Origin of the sequence: Spirosoma validum, assembly GCF_014699035.1 — a bacterium.
Lineage (GTDB): Bacteria > Bacteroidota > Bacteroidia > Cytophagales > Spirosomataceae > Spirosoma > Spirosoma validum.
Genome location: NZ_JACXAA010000001.1, coordinates 43,552 through 65,783, shown reverse-complemented (window position 1 = coordinate 65,783; position 22,232 = coordinate 43,552). Strand labels below are relative to the sequence as shown.

At 48.6% G+C, this 22,232-nt stretch carries 17 protein-coding genes; 5 read left to right on the top strand and 12 right to left on the bottom strand.

The genetic code is table 11. The annotated features are described in order from the left end of the window. The first annotated feature begins 225 nt into the window (after window positions 1-225). Both IC230_RS00220 and IC230_RS00215 read left to right on the top strand, forming a co-directional pair. Entirely contained in the window at window positions 226-1,203 is a 978-nt protein-coding gene (locus IC230_RS00220; RefSeq protein ID WP_191036951.1) for a bifunctional helix-turn-helix transcriptional regulator/GNAT family N-acetyltransferase, read from the top strand. A 511-nt stretch (window positions 1,204-1,714) separates the two neighbouring features. Further along, window positions 1,715-2,017: a hypothetical protein gene (locus IC230_RS00215; protein ID WP_191036950.1), complete on the top strand. Its 303-nt coding sequence runs from the start codon at window positions 1,715-1,717 to the stop codon at window positions 2,015-2,017. Between the two features lie 154 nt (window positions 2,018-2,171). Here IC230_RS00215 and IC230_RS00210 read toward each other — a convergent pair whose 3' ends face one another. The 4 genes from IC230_RS00210 to IC230_RS00195 form a co-directional block, all read right to left on the bottom strand. Further along, on the bottom strand, window positions 2,172-4,028 hold the full coding sequence (locus tag IC230_RS00210) for an outer membrane protein assembly factor BamB family protein (protein WP_191036949.1): 1,857 nt from the start codon (window positions 4,026-4,028) through the stop codon (window positions 2,172-2,174). Window positions 4,029-4,169: 141 nt separating this feature from the next. Next, on the bottom strand, window positions 4,170-5,837 hold the full coding sequence (locus tag IC230_RS00205; protein ID WP_191036948.1) for a beta-N-acetylhexosaminidase: 1,668 nt from the start codon (window positions 5,835-5,837) through the stop codon (window positions 4,170-4,172). Window positions 5,838-6,071: 234 nt separating this feature from the next. After that, a complete protein-coding gene (locus tag IC230_RS00200; protein WP_191036947.1) occupies window positions 6,072-6,737 on the bottom strand; it encodes a GDSL-type esterase/lipase family protein in 666 nt (221 codons plus the stop codon). A 35-nt stretch (window positions 6,738-6,772) separates the two neighbouring features. Then, on the bottom strand, window positions 6,773-8,128 hold the full coding sequence (locus IC230_RS00195; protein ID WP_191036946.1) for a UDP-N-acetylmuramoyl-tripeptide--D-alanyl-D-alanine ligase: 1,356 nt from the start codon (window positions 8,126-8,128) through the stop codon (window positions 6,773-6,775). A 113-nt stretch (window positions 8,129-8,241) separates the two neighbouring features. Here IC230_RS00195 and IC230_RS00190 point away from each other — a divergent pair, with 113 nt between their 5' ends. Both IC230_RS00190 and IC230_RS00185 read left to right on the top strand, forming a co-directional pair. After that, the gene (locus IC230_RS00190) at window positions 8,242-10,503 is read left to right on the top strand and encodes an FG-GAP-like repeat-containing protein (RefSeq protein WP_191036945.1); all 2,262 of its coding nucleotides are present in this window, start codon (window positions 8,242-8,244) and stop codon (window positions 10,501-10,503) included. Between the two features lie 97 nt (window positions 10,504-10,600). Continuing rightward, on the top strand, window positions 10,601-10,969 hold the full coding sequence (locus IC230_RS00185) for a hypothetical protein (RefSeq protein ID WP_191036944.1): 369 nt from the start codon (window positions 10,601-10,603) through the stop codon (window positions 10,967-10,969). A 313-nt stretch (window positions 10,970-11,282) separates the two neighbouring features. Here the strand turns inward: IC230_RS00185 and IC230_RS00180 are convergent, their stop codons facing one another. From IC230_RS00180 to IC230_RS00170, 3 genes are all read right to left on the bottom strand, one after another. Further along, on the bottom strand, window positions 11,283-12,140 hold the full coding sequence (locus tag IC230_RS00180; RefSeq protein ID WP_191036943.1) for a hypothetical protein: 858 nt from the start codon (window positions 12,138-12,140) through the stop codon (window positions 11,283-11,285). 9 nt (window positions 12,141-12,149) lie between these two features. Next, window positions 12,150-12,941 (bottom strand): exosporium glycoprotein BclB-related protein, encoded by a 792-nt coding sequence (locus IC230_RS00175; protein ID WP_191036942.1) that lies wholly within the window; start codon window positions 12,939-12,941, stop codon window positions 12,150-12,152. 643 nt (window positions 12,942-13,584) lie between these two features. Continuing rightward, window positions 13,585-14,052, bottom strand: a complete 468-nt coding sequence (locus IC230_RS00170; protein ID WP_223860140.1) for a PPC domain-containing DNA-binding protein — start codon at window positions 14,050-14,052, stop codon at window positions 13,585-13,587. Between the two features lie 469 nt (window positions 14,053-14,521). Here IC230_RS00170 and IC230_RS00165 point away from each other — a divergent pair, with 469 nt between their 5' ends. Beyond that, complete coding sequence (locus IC230_RS00165) at window positions 14,522-16,204, top strand: PLP-dependent transferase (RefSeq protein ID WP_191036940.1); 1,683 nt, start codon at window positions 14,522-14,524, stop codon at window positions 16,202-16,204. Between the two features lie 70 nt (window positions 16,205-16,274). Here the strand turns inward: IC230_RS00165 and IC230_RS00160 are convergent, their stop codons facing one another. From IC230_RS00160 to IC230_RS00140, 5 genes are all read right to left on the bottom strand, one after another. Next, window positions 16,275-16,706: a DUF1810 domain-containing protein gene (locus IC230_RS00160; RefSeq protein WP_191036939.1), complete on the bottom strand. Its 432-nt coding sequence runs from the start codon at window positions 16,704-16,706 to the stop codon at window positions 16,275-16,277. Between the two features lie 79 nt (window positions 16,707-16,785). Continuing rightward, window positions 16,786-17,394: a chemotaxis protein CheB gene (locus IC230_RS00155; RefSeq protein WP_191036938.1), complete on the bottom strand. Its 609-nt coding sequence runs from the start codon at window positions 17,392-17,394 to the stop codon at window positions 16,786-16,788. After that, window positions 17,376-18,185, bottom strand: a complete 810-nt coding sequence (locus IC230_RS00150) for a CheR family methyltransferase (protein ID WP_191036937.1) — start codon at window positions 18,183-18,185, stop codon at window positions 17,376-17,378. Before IC230_RS00150 ends, IC230_RS00155 begins: the two co-directional genes overlap by 19 nt. 7 nt (window positions 18,186-18,192) lie before the next feature. Then, window positions 18,193-18,558 (bottom strand): response regulator, encoded by a 366-nt coding sequence (locus tag IC230_RS00145; protein ID WP_191036936.1) that lies wholly within the window; start codon window positions 18,556-18,558, stop codon window positions 18,193-18,195. Between the two features lie 51 nt (window positions 18,559-18,609). Then, complete coding sequence (locus tag IC230_RS00140; RefSeq protein ID WP_191036935.1) at window positions 18,610-22,212, bottom strand: response regulator; 3,603 nt, start codon at window positions 22,210-22,212, stop codon at window positions 18,610-18,612. Between the last annotated feature and the right edge of the window lie 20 nt (window positions 22,213-22,232).

Genomic DNA, 22,232 nt, shown 5'->3' with positions numbered 1-22,232 from the left:
TTTAGTGAAATTAAAAGAACATTTAGTATTCAATAAAGATGCTCTATTATATATGTTGTTTCTTAGGAAAGTGCAAAAATAAGATAGTTTTTCGGATTATATAATGGTATGCATTACTTTTTGCCATTAGCTGATACCAGAAAGTTAAAATTTTTATCACAAACCCTTGACATGCTAGCGTACGTTCTCTAATTATGTAAGAACTTACGTAATTACTTACATAGTATGGATTTTATGGCTGAGATGGCCGAATTGGCTCTTGCCAGTCGGCTTAGACGTTTGAGTGATCTGTATTGGCAGGCAGTCACAACAACATACCGGCAGTCCGGACTGGATTTCGACGTTCGCTGGGCGACGGTTTTTGTGCTGATTGCCCGGCAGGGACCCGTAGCCGTTATGGAAATTGCTGAACGCCTGGGAGTTACGCATCCGGCTGTAATTCAGGTGATTAATGAGCTAGAGAAGCAAGGTTTAGTCATCTCCGCTAAATCGGAGCGCGATGGTCGCAAACGCCTGCTGACGTTAAGTGAAAAAGGGAAAGACATGCTCCCTAAACTTCAACCTGTATGGGATGCCTTTATTACGGTCAACCGACAAATGCTGGATAGTCAAACGCATAACCTGTTAAACTCACTTCAGGAAATGGAAGATCAGTTAGCCAAACGCGGCTTTTATGACCGTGTACAGGATCAATTAAAGCAAAGTAAACCAGTAACCATCAACTCCATGAGCGACATCTCCATCATTTCCTATTCACCTGTTTATCAACCCGATTTCAAACGCTTGAATATTGAATGGATCGAAACCTATTTTCGGGTTGAGCCGCATGATCTGGAGCAACTGGAAAATCCCGAAACGTACATTTTACCTGATGATGGTCAGATCTTTTTCGCTAAAATGGGTGATGAGATTGTTGGCTGCGTAGCGATGATCAATATGGGAACGCCGGATCGGGGAGGAACGGGTTTCGAGCTAGCAAAAATGGCTGTTTCGCCTGTAGCTCAGGGTAATGGTATTGGCAGGATGCTGTGCACAGCGGCTATAGACTACGCTCGCCAATTAGGAGTTAAAACAGTCTGGCTTGAATCAAATCGAGTCTTGACACCGGCTCTGACAATGTACGCCAGCGTTGGGTTCCGCGAAGTGCCGAGTGTACCAACGCCGTATGCCCGGGCGGATATCCGAATGGAAATGACGTTGTGAGAGTAAGTTAACGTAAGTCATAGATAATTGTCAAAACAAATAACTCATTATTAAATGACTACAGTCTTTTTTTGTCATCCTGGCCGCACTGGCGGACCGGTCGGGATAACAAAAAAATAGCCATAATTCACGTGGCTGTTGCAAAAGTTTCAAAGAAATTCTTCAGTTCAATAACTCAAAATGTATGTTTGTCAATTCTACCAAGAAAGCATAACATTCACGGTTTATCATTTTTTATATATGTAATTTTACAATTATATTCATTTGGTAATATATTATGATAAAATCTCTCGCTTTCTATTGGGCATTAGCCCTCCTTTGCTTAACTACGACAATTGGTTACTCACAGAGGACTAACCTAGACAATTACTGGCTCGGGGTAAGTTTAGGGAAAAGCCAGTACCCTAGTGGCATGGTAGCCTTGGGATACGAATTTAGCAATAAGCCTACTTTACTGATTGCCCGTTATACGGATAATCGTGAACTGTTTTCCAAGAATGCCCCTAGCATCATGGCACAAGAATTCGCGCTAATGTATGGCATTAAAACAGGTAAATTTCGTCTCTCAACGGGTGTAAGCAACGTCTGGGGCAGAAAGCGGGGTAAATATCTTTCGGCAATCGGTGCCCCATTGTTCTCTGCCGAGCATTTGTATGAATCTGTTCGATACTCCACCGTTGGCCTACCAGCCGAAATTCGATTTATCACTTCGACAAAAGATGTGGGGATTGGTCTTACGGCTTTTGGCAATCTGAACGCTAAGCGGTCTTTCGTTGGCTTAAACTTATCCCTATACGTCGGTAAAATGAAGTGAGATAGTACTTCAAGGTAAAGTGCAAAAGTTAGAGATTAGTCAAATATCCCTGAATTACAGACTATAATTAGTCCATCGACTAACCAAAAGTCAGCCAGTTAACCTAACTGTTCCCAGCCATATTGACTTTTGAAACACTCACGTTACGTTACTGCTAGTCAGCCTTGTTACGTAGCCTGACGATTTTGCCGTCCATCGTCGTTACAAGAACATCGTGGTTGCTTAATGGGAAAACCGGGTTCACCATGGCGTTGGATAGTTTACGGGCCCAGGAAAGCTGTCGGGTCGAACGGTCAATAACGTAAAGCACACCTTCGTCGGTTGGAACGAAGATGGTATTGGCCTTCTCAACGATCGCTGAGGGACTTATTTCGGCGCCGTATTGGCAATTAACGAACCATTCGGGTTGCGCTACGTCGGAACGCGTTGACAGGGCCCATACCGTATCGCTCATGCACTTGACGTAGAATAGCGAACCGTCTTCTGATAAACCACTGGCTTCAAATCCCTTATGCTGATTTGATTTCCAGATTTCCTGCCCTGTTTTAGCATCGAGCGCGGTTACGGTCCGGTCGGGTGTTTGCAAAAAAATGCGTCCATTGGTAAGGATCGGTACACAAGCCGCGGGCGAAAAATTACGGAGTTTGTTGTTGCTCCATGTCCAGGCTGGCTGGCCGGTTTTCTTGTTCAGCGCATAAAACGCTGATCCCCAGGAACCAAAATAAACGTTTGACTTATCGACAACCGGTACGGATTCGACAAAACCTTTTACGTCGCTGAATGTCCAGTTCACTGAACCATCTTTGAGCGATAGGGCGCTAAACTTCCCTTCTGAACTACCAATGTAGACCATTTTCCCGTCGATACGTGGGCAGGCTACAATCGGTTTGCCGGTTTCCCGCTTCCAGAGCAACGAACCACTACGTTTGTCCAGGCAATAAATGGTGCCATCGGTTGACGCGATGACGACGCGGTTTTTATGCAGAGCGGGCGTTGAATAGATTTTTCCCTGGGTAGCAAACCGCCATTTGGATGATCCATCAGCTAACGATAACGCGACCAACTGACCGGCTGTGTTGGGATATAGACAGATGTCTTTATCCGCGATAATGCCCCCGCCAATATCGCTGTTGTCCTGCTTTTCCCAGACTGCCGTCACGTTTTTGTACAAGTCGTTGAGCTGGTAAGAAGGGCGTGGGTATCGTTTCGTATCCTGAGAAAAATGATGGTTCACCAAACCGATCGTACGCCAGGGAGCCGCCGTCTGACCTGCTTGCTGACCAACGATTGGTGTGCGTACTGCGAACGACATTGTATCGTTCTGAATCGTTACCAGATTATAGCCGCCGACGGCCTCTTTCGCTCGAAGGTTTGAGCGACCCATGGTGCCTGGAATTCCTTCAAAATCCAGTGACTGATTCGCATGCCCGTGGCCGCACAGAGCCGCCTGTACATTTGTTTTTTTGATTTCGTCGATGACCAGATACCAGTTTGCCAGTGAATTATCGAGGGGATAATGGTTCATGAAAATCACGGGCCGATCGGAACCGTTGAGTTTGTCGACTTCCGACCGTAGCCACAGTACGTCTTCGCGGGAGACCAGCCCCGGCGACATCCGCATGTTGGGACCGCTGCCACAGCCAATGAATCGATACTTTCCAAAATCGAACGCAAAATGCTCGGCACCGAATACGGTTTTAAAACTGTTGCAGCCGTTTTCCGACCATTTTGTGTCGTGATTGCCGGGGAAGATGTACCATTTTTTGGTTAGCCCATCGAGGATACGTTTCGCTTCGGCAAACTCCCGATCCGCCCCATAATCGGTGACGTCGCCCGTGAAGACCACGAAATCGATGTCGGATAAGCTGTTGATGTCGTTAACGGTACATTGTAAATCGTCGGCCGCCGTTTCGGGGGCGCCGACGTGGGTATCAGTCACAAACGCAAAACGAATGGGCTGCGAGTGTACGACGCTAAAACACGTCAGTAAAATGATAAATAGAGTTTTCATATCTACCGAAGTTCATTACCACAGAGCGGTCCGCCGTTGCGGCACACCGTACACAGAGACATAAAATACGTAGCTTATTTCTCTGTGTACGGAGTACCGTAATGGCGGACCGCTCTGTGGTAAATGGTGTCGTTTATTCAGCTACTTCTTTGCGGTTTCTCGTGGCCAGACGTACTCGAAATTTTTGTTGATTGGCGCTTCGAAATAATTGACATTCAGGTAGTCCAGTCGCTTTTTGTGCACGTCTAAGCGTCGCTTAAAGTCGTCGAAGTTCTTGGCTTCTTTGGGTGTCCAGGCCGTTTCGGCAATGGCGAGAATCCGCGGATAGGCCATGTATTCAACGTAGTGAGTCGTTGGCATATACTCCGACCAGATATTGGCTTGTACGCCCAGTACGTGCTTGGCCTGATCGGCGGTCAGACTATCGGACACCGATGGATTGAAGCTATATACTTTTTCGAGAGGCAGGAAGCCGCCAATAGCCACCGGCTGGCGTTGCGTTTTCGGATCAGCCTGGTAATAATCGAGGTAGCAATACGTAGTGGGGCTCATAATGACGTCGTGGTTTTGGCGGGCCGCTGCAATACCGCCGTCAACGCCACGCCAGCTCATAACCGTAGCATTCGGCGACAAACCCCCTTCCAGAATTTCATCCCAGCCAATGATCCGGCGCCCTTTCGAGGTAACGAATTTGTCAATGCGCTGGATAAAATAACTCTGTAGCTCGTGCTCATCTTTCAGCCCTTTTTCCTTCATCAACGCCTGGCAGAATTTGCTTTGTTTCCACTCGGTCTTCGGACATTCGTCGCCCCCAATGTGAATGTACTGGCTCGGGAATAACGCCATGACTTCGGTCAGGACATTTTCCAGAAAAGTGAACGTTTCTTCGCGGGGAAACAGCACCTGCTCATGTACGCCCCAGGTGCCCGTTACGGGTAACACCCGGTCAGGATTTCCGCCCAGTTCGGGATAGACCGACAATACCGCTACCGAATGCCCCGGCATTTCAATCTCTGGAATGACCGTTATGTAGCGCTCCTGAGCGTATTTAACCACATCGCGTACATCATCCTGCGTATAAAAACCGCCATAAGGCTTGTCGCTGTACTTACGGTCGCTGTAGTGACCAACCATGGTTCGCGGACGGATCGAAGCAGACTCCGTAAGCTTCGGATATTTTTTGATCTCGATGCGCCATCCCTGATCTTCGGTCAAGTGCCAATGGAACGTATTGAACTTGTGTAGCGCCAGCAAGTCGATGTATTTTTTGATAAACGGCACAGGATAGAAATGCCGCCCCACATCGAGCATCGAACCTCGGTAGCCATAACGGGGCTGATCCTCAATCAGACAGGCCGGTACTGACCACGTAACACCACTTACTTTCGTCGGGCTGAAAACGGCGGCTGGCATGAGTTGCATGAGCGACTGAACGCCGTAAAAGAAGCCTTGTGGTTGCTCGGCCGTAAGGACAATCTGCTTTGGCGAAACATCCAGCGAATACCCTTCTGCGCCTAATTTCGATCCTTTGGCGTTTACGAACGAGATCGCTTTCGACGCCTTGCCTGACTTGACGACTGGAGCTGTCCCCGTCGATTTAGCCAGTTGGTCGGCAAACATTTGGGCAATACGCTGCACTTCAGGGTTAGCCGACTGGACCGAAATCGTTGGCTTGGCCGGTAAGGTATAACTGCCGCTACGTTCGTCCAGACGAACAGGTTTAGGCACTATCGCATACTGGGCCGTTTGTGCATACAGATTTTGCGCTGTAAACAACGTAACGACCAGACAAAAAAGCAGTTTTTTCATCAGAGAAGGGATTATACGGTTTATACGACAAAGGTAAACGTCGTTGTCGTCGAGTATACCGAGTCGCTGATGCCAGAACCCATTATTAGTCGTTCTGGGGGACGTATTTATTGACGCCGATTCGCAAAACAAGCGGGAAACAGGGCAAAATGAGCGAAAAAAGCCGTTGGTACTGGAAGTCTTATCCGATGCGAAAACGTTTGCGCAAATCGCTGGTTTTTAGCAAAAAGAAGGTTATTTCAAATACGGTCCTACTACTTTAGCCCATCGCTGGTAGCCCGCAGGAAGCATGTGTAAACTGTCGGGTTTAAATAACTCGGGAACCGGTTGTCCGGCGGGGGTAAGCATCACCGGTCGAATATCGATGAACTGCGTATTCTTTTGCTTGGCCAGATAGTCTTTAATGAGCTGGTTCGCTACGTCCATTTCCGGAAAGTACTTCCGGCGAGATGGGCTGGGTTTGAGCGAAATAAACGAAAACGTTACGTTCGGCAGCTTCTGACGGACGTACTGAAACAGGGCGACCAGGCGTTCGTACGTCTGCTGACCAGTTACTTTTCCCGACGCTACGTCGTTTTCGCCGGCGTAAATCACTACTTGTTTAGGGCGATACCGAACAATGACTCGATCCGCGTAGCGCAATACGTCGCTTAACTGCGATCCACCAAACCCCCGATTGAGTACCGTTTTTTTAGGAAAATACTCGGCCAGATTTTCCCATAACCGGATGGAGGAACTGCCTGTAAACACAATCGGATTGGGAGGGGTCAAGGCAACTTTATCGACCTTCTCAAAAGCCAGGATTTCAGCCTCAAAGGCAGGTTTAGTAGTGTTCGGCTGGGTTTGTCCGAATGACAAAACAGGAATGCAGAACAAGCTAATGATCCAGATCAATTTCATGAAAGACAAAAATTAAGGTACAACCCAACACAATTTTAGATAAAAGGCACGACCGATTCTAAACTCATGCCCCGTGAGCCTTTGACCAGTACGTGGGTGTCGGTCATGGGGTTGTCCATCAGCCAGTTATGTAGCGAGAATTTGTCCGGGAAGTAATACGCTTTAGGCAGAAAAGGGAGTGCATACTGCATGTCTTTGCCCGCCAGAATGACCAGATCGAATTTGCCTTCGGCAATCAATTTGCCTAAGGCGGTATGTTCTGCTTCGCTCTCGGTGCCAAGTTCATACATATCGCCCAGAATGACAGCTTTTCGTTTCGCGGGTGTTGCCGCAAACTGACGAATGGCAGCGGCCATCGAACTCGGATTGGCGTTATAAGCATCGAGTAGAACGGTATTCGTTCCCTTAGGGATCACCTGCGAGCGGTTATTCGTTGGATTATAATCGGCAATGGCATGGTTGGCCTCGTCGGGCGATACGCCGAAGTAATCGCCAATAGCCAGTGCGCCGGTCATATTTTCGAAGTTGTAACGACCTGGTAAATGAGTCGTTATGGCCTGCCCGGCCGAGTCGCGATAAATAACTACGGGCGATTCCTGAAGCAGTTCGATGGGCGTTTCAGATGATTCAACGGCGGCAGCCTCCACTGCGGCAGCTTCCACTGCGGGATAGAAAATAGCTTCGGCAAAAACGGTGTCGGAACGTAGCGTTTTCAGTCGTTCGCGATACATTGCCATCAAGGTTTTATCGCGGGAGTTGATAAATACGGTACGTCCATGCTGCGCCAGATAATCGTACAATTCGCCTTTCCCTTTTCGAACGCCTTCAATTCCGCCGAAACCTTCCAGGTGCGCCTTGCCAACGTTGGTAATCAGACCATGCGTCGGCTGGGCAATGGAGCAGAGCAGTTCGATTTCTTTCTGGTGATTCGCGCCCATTTCGACAACCGCCAATTCATGCTGTTCGTTGAGCGATAAAATAGTGAGTGGTACACCAATGTGGTTGTTTAAATTCCCGACGGTAGCATAGGTCAGATATTTTTTGGACAGAACTGCCGCAATAAGCTCTTTCGTGGTGGTTTTGCCATTCGAACCCGTTAGACCAATGACCGGAATGGTAAGGGTTTGGCGATGGTGACGGGCCAGGTCCTGTAGAGCGGTTAGGCCATCCGAAACAAGCAGGCATTGAGGATTCCGGTCCGCAACCGTTACGTCGTCGACGAGGGCGTAGCGGGCACCTTCTGCCAGGGCCTGCTCCGCAAACTGATTACCATCGAAATTTGCCCCTTTGAGCGCGACAAACAAACAATCGGGGGTGATTCGGCGCGTATCGGTCGAAATTCCGGTACATTCCTGAAATTTATGATAAAGTTGATCGGTGGTAATCAGCATATTCAACCAGTTTGATCGTTTTCTAAACGTAGCGAGCACAAATCATGTGCGAAGAAAACTACTCCTTGCGCGGCTTGTTGTGTCGTTTGCGTTCGAGTAATCCCCAAAATTAGATGAAAAAGCTGTTTACGCTTTGTTTACTGTTCATTCCACTGTTCAACTATGCGCAGTCTAACGGAAAAATCGGATTTCGGTACGACCAAAGTCCACCGGTTAGTGTAAATGGACGGACGCTGTTAAACCCCTGGGCGGGTGGTCTAAACACAACGCAATACTCCACGATCCGGCTAAACGGTGATACGCGCGATGACCTCATGGTGTTCGATCGGTCAACTAATAAAGTCAGTACGTTCGTTGCGATCGACAATCCTGCGGGGACGGGGATTTCCTGGAAACATGCACCCGAATATGAAACGGCTTTTCCGGTCATGAGCAGCTGGGTATTGCTGGTCGATTACGATGGGGATGGACAAAAGGATATTTACACGGTTGGCTCAGGGAACGTACTGGTTTTTCACAACGAATCGCAGAATGGACAGTTGGCCTTTAAATCGGTTGCCAATCCGCTGATGACAGAAGGATTTAGTGGGCGAATCCAGCTTTACATCAGTAGCATTGATATGCCGGCTATTATCGATTATGACGACGATGGCGATGTCGACATTATTTGCTTCGATGGGACGGGTAATCTAATTGCCTATCAGCAAAATATGAGCGTTGAGCGTACCGGTAAAAAAGGACTGGACTACAAACGCTATCAGAATTTTTGTTGGGGACACTTTCAAAAAGAGTACTGTAATGATTTCCAGTTTGGGATTCAATGCGAGACGGGTTCGGGGCGGATTGGGGCCGATCCAGGCCGGGCCAATCCAGGCCGGGCCGATTTAAGTGGGGCAAGACCCATGCATACCGGCAATACGTTGACGGTGGTCGATACCGACGGCGATGGGCTGAAAGATCTGTTATTCGGTTTTGTGAGCTGCGAAAACGTAGCTCGTTTGCATAACGCCGGCCCGAACAACGAAAAGGCAAATTTTACGAGTTATGATAGTTTGTTTCCGGCTCGTAACCCGATCCTGTTCCCGGCTTTTCCGGCTACGTTTGTCGAAGATGTAGATGGCGATGGACAGAAAGACCTGCTGGCGTCGCCAAACGTAAGTATGAATGAAAATCAGCTGTTCGATTTTCGGGCATCGGGCTGGTTTTATAAAAACGTAGGAACGAATCAAAAGCCCGATTTTCAACTGGTTCAGAAAGATTTTCTGCAAAACGACATGCTTGATCTGGGCGAGCGGGCGGCACCAGCACTCGCCGATCTCGATGGCGATGGTGATATGGACCTGCTGGTTGGCTATGGGGGCGTTGGCTCGGGAACCGCTTACCGGGCCGGCGTATGGCATTTTGAGAACAAAGGCACTACGCAGGCACCATCCTTTAGCCTGGTCACGACGGATTATCTTGGTATAGGCCAGGCAATGAAGCTAACCAACGTAGTGCCGTCGTTTGTCGATGTCGACGGTAATGGCAGTATGGATCTCATTGTAACGGGTATTAATGCCAGCGCCGTTGAAATTCGTGCATTCATCAATACGGCTGCTAAAGGGGTAGCCCCACAATTTGATCTGGCCAAAGCCATTCTCTGGCCAAAACCTGATTTAATGGGTGCCGGTGATTTGCTGACCGTGACCGACATTGACCGGGATGGTAAACCCGACTTGCTGATTGGCCGGTATAATTATGGGACAATTCTCTATTACCGGAACGCCGGAACGGCACTCAGTCCGGTATTTCAATTGCAGAATCAAACCTTTGGCGGGTTTACCAGTGATGATTACGTCTATGCCAAAGCGCGTTCGATTGTAGTGGCGGATCTGAACGGCGATCAGAAAAACGAACTAGTCCTGGCCGCCGACAATGGTTCGGTCCGGGTATATGAATTTCCTGACCCGCTAAACAAGACACTTACGCTGCTGGATTCTTTACCGTCGATAGGTTTACCCGGCGCAGGCTTGATTGCTACCACGGCTGACCTCGATGGGGATCAATTACCTGATTTAGTCCTGGGTTCGATGTCGGGTGGGTTACGGTATCTGAAAAATACATCACAGAAGATAGTTACGGGCTTGCCCGAAGAGCCAATTAGCCCCTGGGTATTTCCGAACCCAACAGATCGTTATCTGACAGTCCGGTCTCCTTACGATGCTTCGGTAGACGTAGTGTCGCTGTCAGGACAGGTTGTATTGGCTGGGCAGTCCGTTCGCGCCAATATTGAAACGGTCATCGATTTAAAGAGCGCAGCTAGCGGTATGTATCTGGCCCGGCTTTCGGCTGATAATCATCCGGTTCGGGTTCAGAAAATAGTCGTTTGGAAATAGCCGCAAACTCTTTTGATCATGGATGGTTAGAGACTATAACTGGTGTTTAGACAAAAATCAATCTAGTCAGTCGCTTACCGCCAGCCACTAAACCACTATGGAAAATACGAATAATCCCGATCAACAGCGTGTTGACCAGAACTCGGGTGGCCCACTGGAAGGGATGTCGCCCCAGCATACCAACATGCCCTTAAATGACAATGAAGAAGATGCCGTCGTGTATGCGGGTCTGGGCGTTAACAATGACCCTGATATCATGAATCCGGGTAATGAAGAAGCGTCTGATACGTTACTATACACTGACACGGCAACCGCTCGTCATGCTACCGACGAAATCTCAAATGATGCCGAGTTCGACGAATTCACCGATGAGTTAAATAATGAGGAGGATATGTCGGACGACGAGATCGACGAGCAAATTATTGAGCTAGCTGAGGAAGAAGACGAAGGTAATGAACGCTATTAAGGGTTTCTGACTACAAATACCTAGTACTTGACCAATTTGAGAAAAAGGTACCACGGGTTTTAACCCGTTCAGGTATTGTCTCAAAAAACGGGTTAAAACCCGTGGTACCGATAATAAGAATTAAATTGGAGCAGTACTAGCGTAAGAAACGATACTGAAACCGGTACCAGAAGGAATAAATGTGTTCCTTCTGGTACCGGTCTTGTTTGATGGATAAGTTGAGCCAGGACCCGGCCGAATACAGTCATTTGCACGTAGCGTTAAGGAGCGCTACGATGATCCTCGAAACAGCCTGCTTTCTAACCGTAGACGCTTATTGTTGGAAATATTCAATTTTATCAGAGTCGCTGTTGTTGGTCAGTTTAGCTTCGGTTGTGGTTGTAGGTAGGATTATCGAACTGACGGATACCACGCCAGCCGTTGCACCTGGACTTAAGGTACCTGTTAGACCGAACGAAAGTCTGTCACCAGCCGGAACGCTCTGAGTCGTGGTCAATATGTAATAATTAGGATTGGTTGTACTAAACGTCCAGGCGCTGTTCTGTACGGATCGATTCCCTACCTGAGTAGCGTTGGCTGGAAAATTCAGAAACACTTTGGCATCTTTGGTGACTCTAACCGTGAACGTACCGCTGGAAGCTACCGCATTAAGTTCAACCACATCCACAACCAGCGTTACATCGCTCGCATTGCTGACGGTAGTAGGCCGGGCGTAGAGCAGGGGGGTAAGATCAGATAGAGCTTTTGCCGTTACAACAAACAGGGTTTGGTTAGTCAGTGAGTTTGATACGTAGTCAGTCGTTGTGTTGACTGTGCTGCTGGTTGTAACTGTAAGAGCTGTATTTGCCGCAGGTGCGTAGGCCAACTGTAGCGTTGATTCGAAAAAGCCGTTGAGTTCTGAGGGAAGGTAATTAATGCCGACTGTTCCTGAAAAAAGTATGGGTGTCCCGAACTGATACAGCCGATTAATACTAGGGTCTCCAGCAATGGGGGTGCTGGTCCTCTGAATGCTGTTATTTGCAAAGGTTAGGCTAGTCGATGGAGTGAGTGTAAGCCCATCAACGGCCAGAGTCGTTCCCGGTAGAATAGTTATGCCGTCACTACCAACGGATAATTGCGCCGAAACCTGAAGGGTTATCAGGAGCGCGAGAGTGGTCAGATAGTACTTCATAAGCTAATGTCAATTAATGGATACACCGCCACTGACGTAGCCGGACACGGTGATGTTATTAGCGTTCGGAACTGATAAATAGAATACCATTAGCAGACGTGTTCCAGCTGTTACGGGCACGGCTAAACCGGAAGCAAGCCCGCTGCTGGTGGCATTGATCGGTACATTACCCGTCAAGGTGGGGCTTAATGAGACCGTTGCGCCTGAGATTGGGGTGAATGAATTACTAGTGCCCGTTGCCTGATATAATTGCGCTGTGATCGTAACGGGGTCAGAGAGAGTAAACGCAGCTATATTACTGAAATAGCCGGAAATGGACGTGATAGTACCGGAACGGGGAGCAGGGAAAGCAAAATTAAGCAACGACCCACCTCCACCAGAAAGGTCGATAGCTCCATTGATAATATAGGCAGATGACGTAGAATTGCCAAAACCAATCAAGCCAACCTCTCTGAGCTGGCCATTTCGCATCGTGACCGGCATCCCGGAAGCATAAGGAATTATAGCTCCTGGCGTGGAAGACGAGCCATCAGCCGTCGTGAGCAGCCGCACCCAGCTTCCTCCTCTGTAGACATAAAATCCTACGGGCGCGTTGGTCTGATAAACAAGCAAGCCTTCGGCGGGCGAGGGTACATTAGCTGTACTGGCCACCCTGGGAATGAGAAGACCTTTAGAAGTCGATCTGATTTCTAATTGCGCACTCGGATCGGGAGTTGTCGTACCAATACCCAACTGTGCTATACTAGTTCTGGATACTAGCAGTAACAAAAGAAGGAGGCCAGTAGAAAAGTTCTTTATCATAACAGGAGTAGCTTAAGCAAGAGAGAGATCATTGTTCAGATGGCGATTGATTCTTTTATATTAGATAATAATTCAAGAGTTTTTGTTTTATATAAACAACAAATTTACAGATATGGCTACTATGTATAACGATTTTTATAAAAATAGATAATTCGTATATATGGAGTCGTAAGATAAGGGCGAGATAATCTACTGATTGAGCTAGGTGTTCAACCAAATCGGCCATATTCGGCAACTAGTAACCAAAAGGTTTTAAGGAGGTTGAGGGTTGGTGCAACTTTGGCTGTATACCTTAGATAAGATAGATGTTTACGAGCGCCATCGCTTTCCAGGCCAATAGTTGCGCAGTCGCCTGGTTGATCTTTGAACTATACTAATTGTGGGATGCACTGATGACTAAAAATAGAAGCAGGAGCGGGACACTGCTCGATTATTTCCTTTTAAACGAACGACCCAACCCGATCCATAACACAACTCGTTGGTAGTGCCAGCCAGAACCTTAGATGAGTTTGCTTACGTGAAGAACGGATTTTGCCTGATCAATCGTACGCGTAACCAGGTTCCGACATAGTAGCTCCACTAACTCCTTAATGAGACCGTCCGTACTGGGAGTCTACTACGTAGCAGCCGCCTTACGATAACCTTACTTGTCTAAACTAAGCACATTGGCGCCCAACTTCTCATCCTGTTCGCGTTCTAATTTCTGATCGTGGATGGTAATCATTAGTTCTACTGAACCTGTGCTAACTGTTGCCGACAGAATATGACCTGCGTAAGCTTTAAATGTTTTGTCGCCAACCACCCCGTGCGCATGGATCGATACGTTGCCTTTTTGCCAGGCGATCGTTCCGTGCATACTGGCTAGTTCGACGTTACTGAATTCTTTGGGATTATATTTTTTTGTCGAGAAGTCGAAAAAGCCGAATTTAATATTGACGAAACCCATACCTGTAAAGTTAGCTGATGGGACGTTTTCCTGCCGGGCAAACTCTTCCAGTTTGCCTAAAATGCTATCGCCCTGCCGCAGCACCATAAGATAGCCAGCAGGCACTTTAACGTATCGCTTCGGTTGCTTGTCATCTGTCGACTGAGCGAGTGCGGATGTATTCATGAGTAAACCAGTGAGAAAAATGAGGAGGTATATGGATTGGCTTGACATACGTATCCGGGCTTTTTTCTAAAACTATAATCTAGCTCAATTGGCTGGAAAATGATTGTAAAGTCGAAGCATTGGCCTTGATCATGAACAAACCGGCCCAATAAAGTACAACCATGATCGACGCTTCGACACGGCAAAACAGACCAGTACGTATCATGAAAACGCTTCGTTACGACGCTATCAGCGACACCAGATGGAAAGAAGTTTAACCAAAGAAGATCCGAAGCGATCTGTAATTTGACGGAACTTCGCCTGGCACCGATTCAGGTGTGGTAGAATAAATGAATTTTAGGAAGTAACTTGTAAAAAGGTTAGCCCTTTAAGGATTATTCACCTTTGCTTTACGCTATTCCCCAGAATTTTTAGAACAAATCTCGTAAGACGGTAATCGAAATAGCCCAAACACAATTCATAACAACGCATGAAACGGAGAGAAATTCTCAAGGAATTAACCCTTCTTCCGCTAGCTGGAAGCCTGGTGAGCAGCACAGAGGCACTGGCCGAAGCTGACCATACGTCATCCTGGTTCAAAAAGGCCGCAGCGAACGTAGCGCCCGCTATGGGACCGCTGAAAGCCGGTCCGGAGATCTATCAGTCGATCGGGGTAGAGCCCATCATCAATTGCCGCGGTACGTTCACCATCATTGGCGCTTCGATGGAGTTGCCCGAAGTGAAAGAAGCGATGGAGTACGCCAGTCGATATAACGTACAGATTGATGAACTGGCCTTTGGCATTGGTAAACGACTGGCTGAAATCACTGGAGCAGAATGGGGGATGGTTTCGTCGGGTTGCGCGGCTGGTATGAACGAGGTGACAGCGGGAATTCTGGCGGGTGGCAATCCGGAGAAATTGATTCGTATCCCTAATCTTGACGGATTTGAAAAAACAGAAGTTATTATTCCCCGCTCTTCGCGCAATGTCTACGATCATGCCATCCGGAATTGTGGCGTAAAGATCATTACGGTCGAAACGCTCGACGAACTTGACAAGGCAATCAATCCGCGCACAGCCATGATCTACATGATGCCGGGCCGGGAACCCTGGTCGGTTCAGAACGTAGCGAAACTGGCGAAACCCAAGAATGTCCCCCTTTTAGTTGACGCAGCCGCTGAGCGACTGACGATTCCGAACATTCATCTACAGGCAGGCGCATCGGTGGTAGCGTATAGTGGCGGGAAAGTTATTCGTGGGCCTCAGTCGGCGGGTTTGTTGCTGGGTAATAAAGATATATTGATGTCGGCCTGGCAGGCCAGTGCACCGCATCATGGGCCTTGCCGCAATAACAAAATCGGGCGAGAAGAGCAGATCGGGATGCTGGCGGCCGTTGAAGCCTGGGCCGTGCGCGATCACGAGGCCGAAATGAAAACCTGGGTTTCCTGGCTGGAGACAATCTCGAAAAAAGTGTCCGGGATTGAGAGTGTGCAACTTGACCTGCACAAGCCCGAGCCGGGTGCGCTCGACAACGCAACACCCATGCTCACCGTTGCCTGGGACCCAACGAAACTGAACATCACGGGGCAGGAAGTAGCGAACGAGCTATCAACGACTAAACCCAGGGTTGCCGTGGGAGTGGGGTCGCGTAGAGGAGCAACTGCCGCTACGTCCAGCAAGCCGACCACATCGATAACGATTGCCGCCTACATGATGGGCGCGGGGAATGAGGTCATTGTAGCCAAACGGGTACACGAGATCCTCACCCGAAAACGGAGTGCTCCGGCCGCGGTGGCGGAAATGAAAGCGCCTGCAGCTGATCTTAGCGGTCGGTGGGACGTTAGCATTGAGTTTTACACCAGCAAAAGCCAGCATACGTTCATCCTCGAAAAACAGGATACGAACTACCTGATCGGTACACACAAAGGCGAATTTGCAACCCGTGAGCTAATCGGAACGATTGAAGGCGACGATGTTCGCTTCCAAAGCCGCTACAGCGTTCCGGGTGATAACGTAGTGATGACGTTTTATGGGAAACTGGCGGGCGATACGATCACTGGAGAAATTGATATGGTTGAGTACGTCAATGCGAAATTCACCGCAAAACGATTGACCTATCCATCAAATCGACAACGGATCAACATACCATCCGGCCGACCTTTTTCGACCTAATTAACGGGCATAAATACGTGCTGCACTGAATGGGCCTGACAAACTGATTTATGGCTTGCGTCAGGCTCATTCAGTGTGATGTAGTTGCAATATCGACCGTTCGCTGGTCCGGCACTCCATTAAAAAACTTATCCAGAACAGCCTGAAAAACAGGGTCGGTGTTCGCTAACAAGCTGAATAAGGTCATACTCGATCGTAGTTTCAGATCATCCGGGCTGCCCAGAATCTGATTGGCTGTTTTCCCGTCAATGTGCAGTATAGCGTTGGTTATTTCAATCAACCTGCGGCCCAGAACAGGATGTTCCAGGTAAGCACTGGCTTCCTCAGGGTTTCTGATCGAGTAAAACTTTGCCGTTTCGCTAAAACCCAGTCCCGAAATCTGCGGAAAAATGTACCACATCCAATGGCTCTGCTTCCGGCCATTCTTAATTTCAGCCAGCGCCCTGGGATAATCGCGCTCCTGTGCGTCCAAAAACCTGTTTAGATTGTGCGCTGATTCCATATCATCTTACGTTAGGGTTGATTTCGTTTGAAATAGAAGTACGTAATAAGCTAAGTCAATCCCTGCTTCTTCGCCCTTATCAATCATTAAAGCTGTTCAACTGGTTGACGAACCGAATCAATTCTGGTATGGTAACAACATAATCAATTGGAGCGTTTAAAATAGCCTGCTGCGGCATGAAAGCCGCCTGAGCTGTTTCGGGCTGTTGAACAACGGCAAGACCGCCTGCTTTTTTAATCGCGATCAGTCCATCCTTTCCATCGGCGTTAGCACCCGATAACAGAACACCAACCAGAGAAGGCCCGTATATCTCCGCAGCGGACTCGAACGTTACGTCGATGGAGGGTCGACTGTGATTAACTTTCTCCGAGTCATCGAGCGAGAACGTAGCATTCTGCTCAATCAGTAAATGATAGTCAGCGGGGGCCAGATAAATACTGCCTGCTGTGATGCTATCTTTATCGTCGACTTCCTTGAGTGGCAGGCTCGTTTTGTGCGAGAGTAGATCGGCCAGGGTAGAATCGGCGGTGTTTTTACGGTGTAGAACAATAATGATGGCGAAGGATAACGGGGCTCTTAAGGTCGGTAACAGGTCAAGCAGTACTTCAATGCTACCGGTAGAACCACCAATCAAAACCACCTTACAGTCGCTACGTTCAGGCGTCGGCTTTATTTCAGTTTCTGCCATAGCTTCTCGTTCTCTATCTTTCTGTAACGGGATTGGATCGTTGAAAACTTAAGCGTCTCTTTCGCGCCCAGGGCCAGATAGCTGAGCGGTCCCAGACTTTCGTCGAACAAGGTCAGCACGCGCTCCTGAAGCGCTTTGTCAAAATAGATCAGTACGTTGCGGCAAAGAATCAGATCGAACTCGTTGAACGATCGATCCGACACTAAGTTGTGGGTTGAAAAAACCATTTTCTGAACAAATTCTTCGCTGAATTTAACGCGGCCATAGTGAGCCGTGTAATAGCCCGAAAAGTCCTGAGTTCCGCCTGAAAGGATGTAATTCTCGGAATACTGCTTCATTGGAGCCAGTGAAAAAATGCCTTTACGGGCCGTTTCCAGTACTTCCGAATTAAGGTCGGTTGCATACAGCAACGATTTCGTCAGCAGATTGGCTTCTTTCAGGATGATGGCCATCGAAAATACCTCTTCGCCGGTTGAACAGCCCGCGTGCCAGATACGAATAAAGGGTTTCGCCATGAGCGAGGGAAGCACCTGGGTTCGGAGTGTTTTGTAAAATAACGGGTCACGAAACATCTCCGTTACGTTCACGGTGAGTTCTTCTATAAACCGTTTCAGGTAATCCGCATCCGTACGAACCCGGTAACGTAGTTCGGCAAAACTCGGAAACTTGTCTAGTGTCCAGAGTCGGTTAATCCGTCTTTTCAGCGATGCTCGGGTATAGTGCGTAAAATCATACCCATAAATATCCAGTATATCCGTTAGCAGCAGGTCAACTTCTTGCTCCTCAATCATAACAACCTTAAATGCGCGACAATAAATGAAGTAGACGATCGACGTCGATGGGTTTGGCGACATAGTCTGTCGCGCCAGCCTGCAGGCATTTTTCGCGATCACCAACCATAGCCTGCGCTGTAACGGCAAAAATGGGCGTATTACGTCGGTTCGCTAAGCCCTTCATCTGCGGAAGGGCTTCGTAACCGTCCATGTCCGGCATCATCATGTCGAGTAGCACAGCATCAATCACGGAGTCCGTTTTCAACAGATCCAGCGCTTCCTGAGCGTTTGAGCAGGCTATACACTCGAACGATCTGGCCCGTAACGTAGCGGTCAGGGCAAAAATGTTTCGGGCGTCGTCGTCGACAATCAAAACTCGTTTTTTCTGCATTTTGTTGAGGTAAATAGGTTATGGATTGAATGACAGCAAGGCCACTGTACACTAGGGTTGATCGTATAGCCAAACCCGTAGCAGCGATACCAGCTGGTCAATGTCAACGGGTTTGGTAATGTAATCAGACGCCCCCGCCTGGATGCATTTTTCGCGATCGCCGGTCATGGCTTTGGCCGTCACCGCAATAACGGGCAGATTACGCCACTGGTAGTGTTCCCGAATTTTGCGGGCCGTTTCGTAACCGTCCATCTGGGGCATCATCATGTCCAGCAGAACGATATCCACGCCCGGATTTTCCTGGAGTTTTTGCAGGGCTTCTTTCCCATCCAGTGCTGCAATTACGCTCATATTATATTGCTCCAGCGATTTCGACAGGGAGAAAATGTTCCGTACGTCATCGTCGGCTACCAGCACGGTTTTTCCATTTAGGACCTGGCTTAAACCGCGTATTGCTTTCGATCCACCAGTCTTGCTATCGGCCTGTTTGTTTTCTTCGACCAGATGCAGAAAGAGCGACACCTCATCCAGCATCCGCTGGTAGGAGTGAGCGGTTTTTACAATGATCGAGTCGGCGTACTGTTTGATTTTCAACTCCTCCGACATCGACAGGCTTTTGCCGGTGAAAATGATGATCGGGAGATTCTCCAGACCTGGGTTTTTCTTCGCTTCTTCGAGGGTTTCGTACGCTTTGTTATCGGGTATACCCATGTCGAGGATGACACAGTCTATTTCCTCCCGTTTCAGGGCGTCAATTCCTTCAGTAACATTGCTTCTCAGCTCCGACGTAATGTTGAACGTTTCCAGGAAGTAAGCCAGCGCCCGGGCATGTTTGGGATTGTCTTCAATGATGAGCACTTTCTTCGGATCGCGGTTCAGTACGTACTCAATCTTTTTGAATACCTCCTGCATTTGCTCAAATGCCATCGGTTTATCCACAAAATCAATGGCGCCTTTCAACAGACTCTCGTTTTTGAGCTTATGCGACGACATGATGTGTACTGGAATCGGGCGGGTTTGTGGATTGGCTTTCAGCGCATCCATGACCTCCCAGCCGCTCATAACGGGCAATTGAATGTCCAGCAGAATACCGAGCGGTTTAAACGCAGCAGCCAGTTGCAGACCTTCGTCACCCCGGACGGCCACAATGCCCTTGTAGCCTTTTTTACGGGCATACTCCAGCAGCGATTTCGCGAAGCCCGGATCATCTTCCACAATCAGAATGGTCTTATCCCGCTCTGTAATATCGTTACGGTCGTCGGGAATCGCTTCCGGAATGACGGTGCTGATGTATTTATTGGCTACATCAGGTTTAGGGACCACTGCCTGCGCTACTACGGGCAGGCTGGGTTTGGGTTCTGGTAAAAGCGGCTGATGAACAGCCGTCATCGGGAGAAGCAGCGTAAATTCGCTGCCCTGATCAACTTCACTACGTAGCGTTATCTCACCACCGAGTAATTTCGCCAGTTCGCGGCTGATGGACAGCCCTAAACCGGTACCGCCATATTTGCGTTTGGTAGAGCCATCTGCCTGCTGAAACGCTTCGAAGATGAGCGGCTGTTTTTCGGTCGGAATCCCAATTCCGGTATCCTGCACGATAAAGCAAAGGGTATTCGCTCGATTTGCGTGCTTTTTGATCGTCAGCGTGACGCTTCCCCTGGCGGTGAACTTGAGCGCATTCGAGAGCAGATTTTTAAGAATTTGCCCGAGCCGCATCTGGTCAGTTTCAAGCAGAGAGGGCACTTCCGGCTCAACGGTAATGGCAAACTTTAGCCCTTTATCGGCCGCCAGCAGACTGAACAGAGCCTGTAGCTCATCGGTCACATTGGAGAGGGCTACAGCCTGATACTCTAAAGTCATTTGCCCCGCTTCAATCCTGGACAGATCGAGGATTTCGTCAATCAATCCTAGCAACCCATTCCCCGACGATTGAATCACTTTAGCGTAATCGACCTGGTCGCCGGTGAGGTTACTGTCTGAATTTTCGGCCAGCAGGCGGCTCAACAAAAGAATCGAGTTGAGTGGGGTCCGGAGTTCGTGCGACATGTTGGCCAGAAACTCCGATTTATACCGGGTGGCCAGCTCCAGTTCATCGGCTTTCTTCTGAATTTCACCGTTCCGTTCTTCTAGCAACAAGCCCCGTTCTTCGAGTTCGGCGTTGGTCTGTTGCAATTCTTCCTGCTGCACACGTAGCTCTTCTTCCGATGCCTGAAGTTTCTGAGCCTGCATCTCCAGTTCAGCGTTCAGGTTTTCCAGTTCGTTGTGCTGCGCCTGTAATTCTTCCGACTGTGCCTGCGTTTCTTCCAGGAAGTTTTGCAGTTTACCATAATCCATGACGGAGTTGATCGCCATTGCCATGGTCTCCAGGTTTTGATTTACGAAGTCGATAGTCAGCGGATCGGGTTTACGCAGAAAGCCTAATTCAATGGCCCCCAGGCAGGTATCCCGGTAAACCAGGGGCGCGATCAGCAACGACGTGGGCTGCGCGTCTCCCAGTGATGACGTAATTCGACTGTAGTTGGGTGGTAAATCGTGAACAACAATGGTTTTCTTTTGGTCAATGGCCTGTCCGATCAAACCCTCGCCCGGCCGGACAACCACAGGAGGTTGCTGGGCTGCATAACTGCCCGATAGTTTGTAACCTATTTCCTGTTCAAGTAGATAAGACGTTCCCAACGGCGCCGTTACGTATTCCGCAACCGTATCGATCATCCGGTTGGCCAGTTGCTTTATATCCCGTTCCCCCCGCATCGCGTCGGCAATCGTAACCGCACCGGTTTGCAACCAATTTCTGGTTTGTAGATCAGAGAACGTTTGCTCCAGCGAGGCCACCATCTGATTGAGCGCCTTTGAAATGCGGCCCAGTTCATCGTCCTGCGTATCGGCACTACGTATCGAATAGTCACCGTCGGCGATTTCCTGCGTGATGTCTTCCATGACGGCAATCCGCCGGGCAGTTTCAATGTATTTTTCCTCAGCCTCTTTTTGCCGGGTTAACCGATCGTCCAGATCTTTTTTAATCCGCAGGTAGGTAAAGCCCGTGATCAGCATGGAAATAATCGCGGCAACCACCAGTAAAAAAGGAGTGGCCGTAATGTAAATCTGCTGCTGTTGGATTCGATTCTGTAATAGGGTGGATTCTTCCGTTTTCAGGTTGTTGATGACCACCCGAAGTTCGTCCATGATCTGTTTGCCACGTACCATTTCCCGGTGCCGCTCAATCGTATCGCGGACAAACGTGCGATTACTTCTAACCAGATTGATCACGCGCTGCATCTGCGTGAACTTAGCTTCGTACAATGTTTTCGCCCGCGAAAGCTTCTTTTCCTGAGCTGGATTATCGGTTATCAGTTCCTCAAGGTGATCATAACTGGCCTCTATTTTTTCGCGACTCCCGTTGTAGGGTTGTAAAAAAAGTGGATCAAGCGTAACGAGGTAGCCGCGCTGCCCTGTTTCCGCATCTTTCATGGAAGAAATAATGTTCTCTGCTTCAATCAATACCTGATTGGTGTGGTTGACCAGTTGCGAATTCTGAATCAGCTTCTGAATACTATAAAACGAAGCCGCCAGGCTGATCAGCAGGAGAAGGGTTGAGAGCGTAAAGACCAGTTGCAGTTGTCGGATAACCGAATTCGACGTATACGTATGGGGCATGTGTAACGGCGTAAAAATCG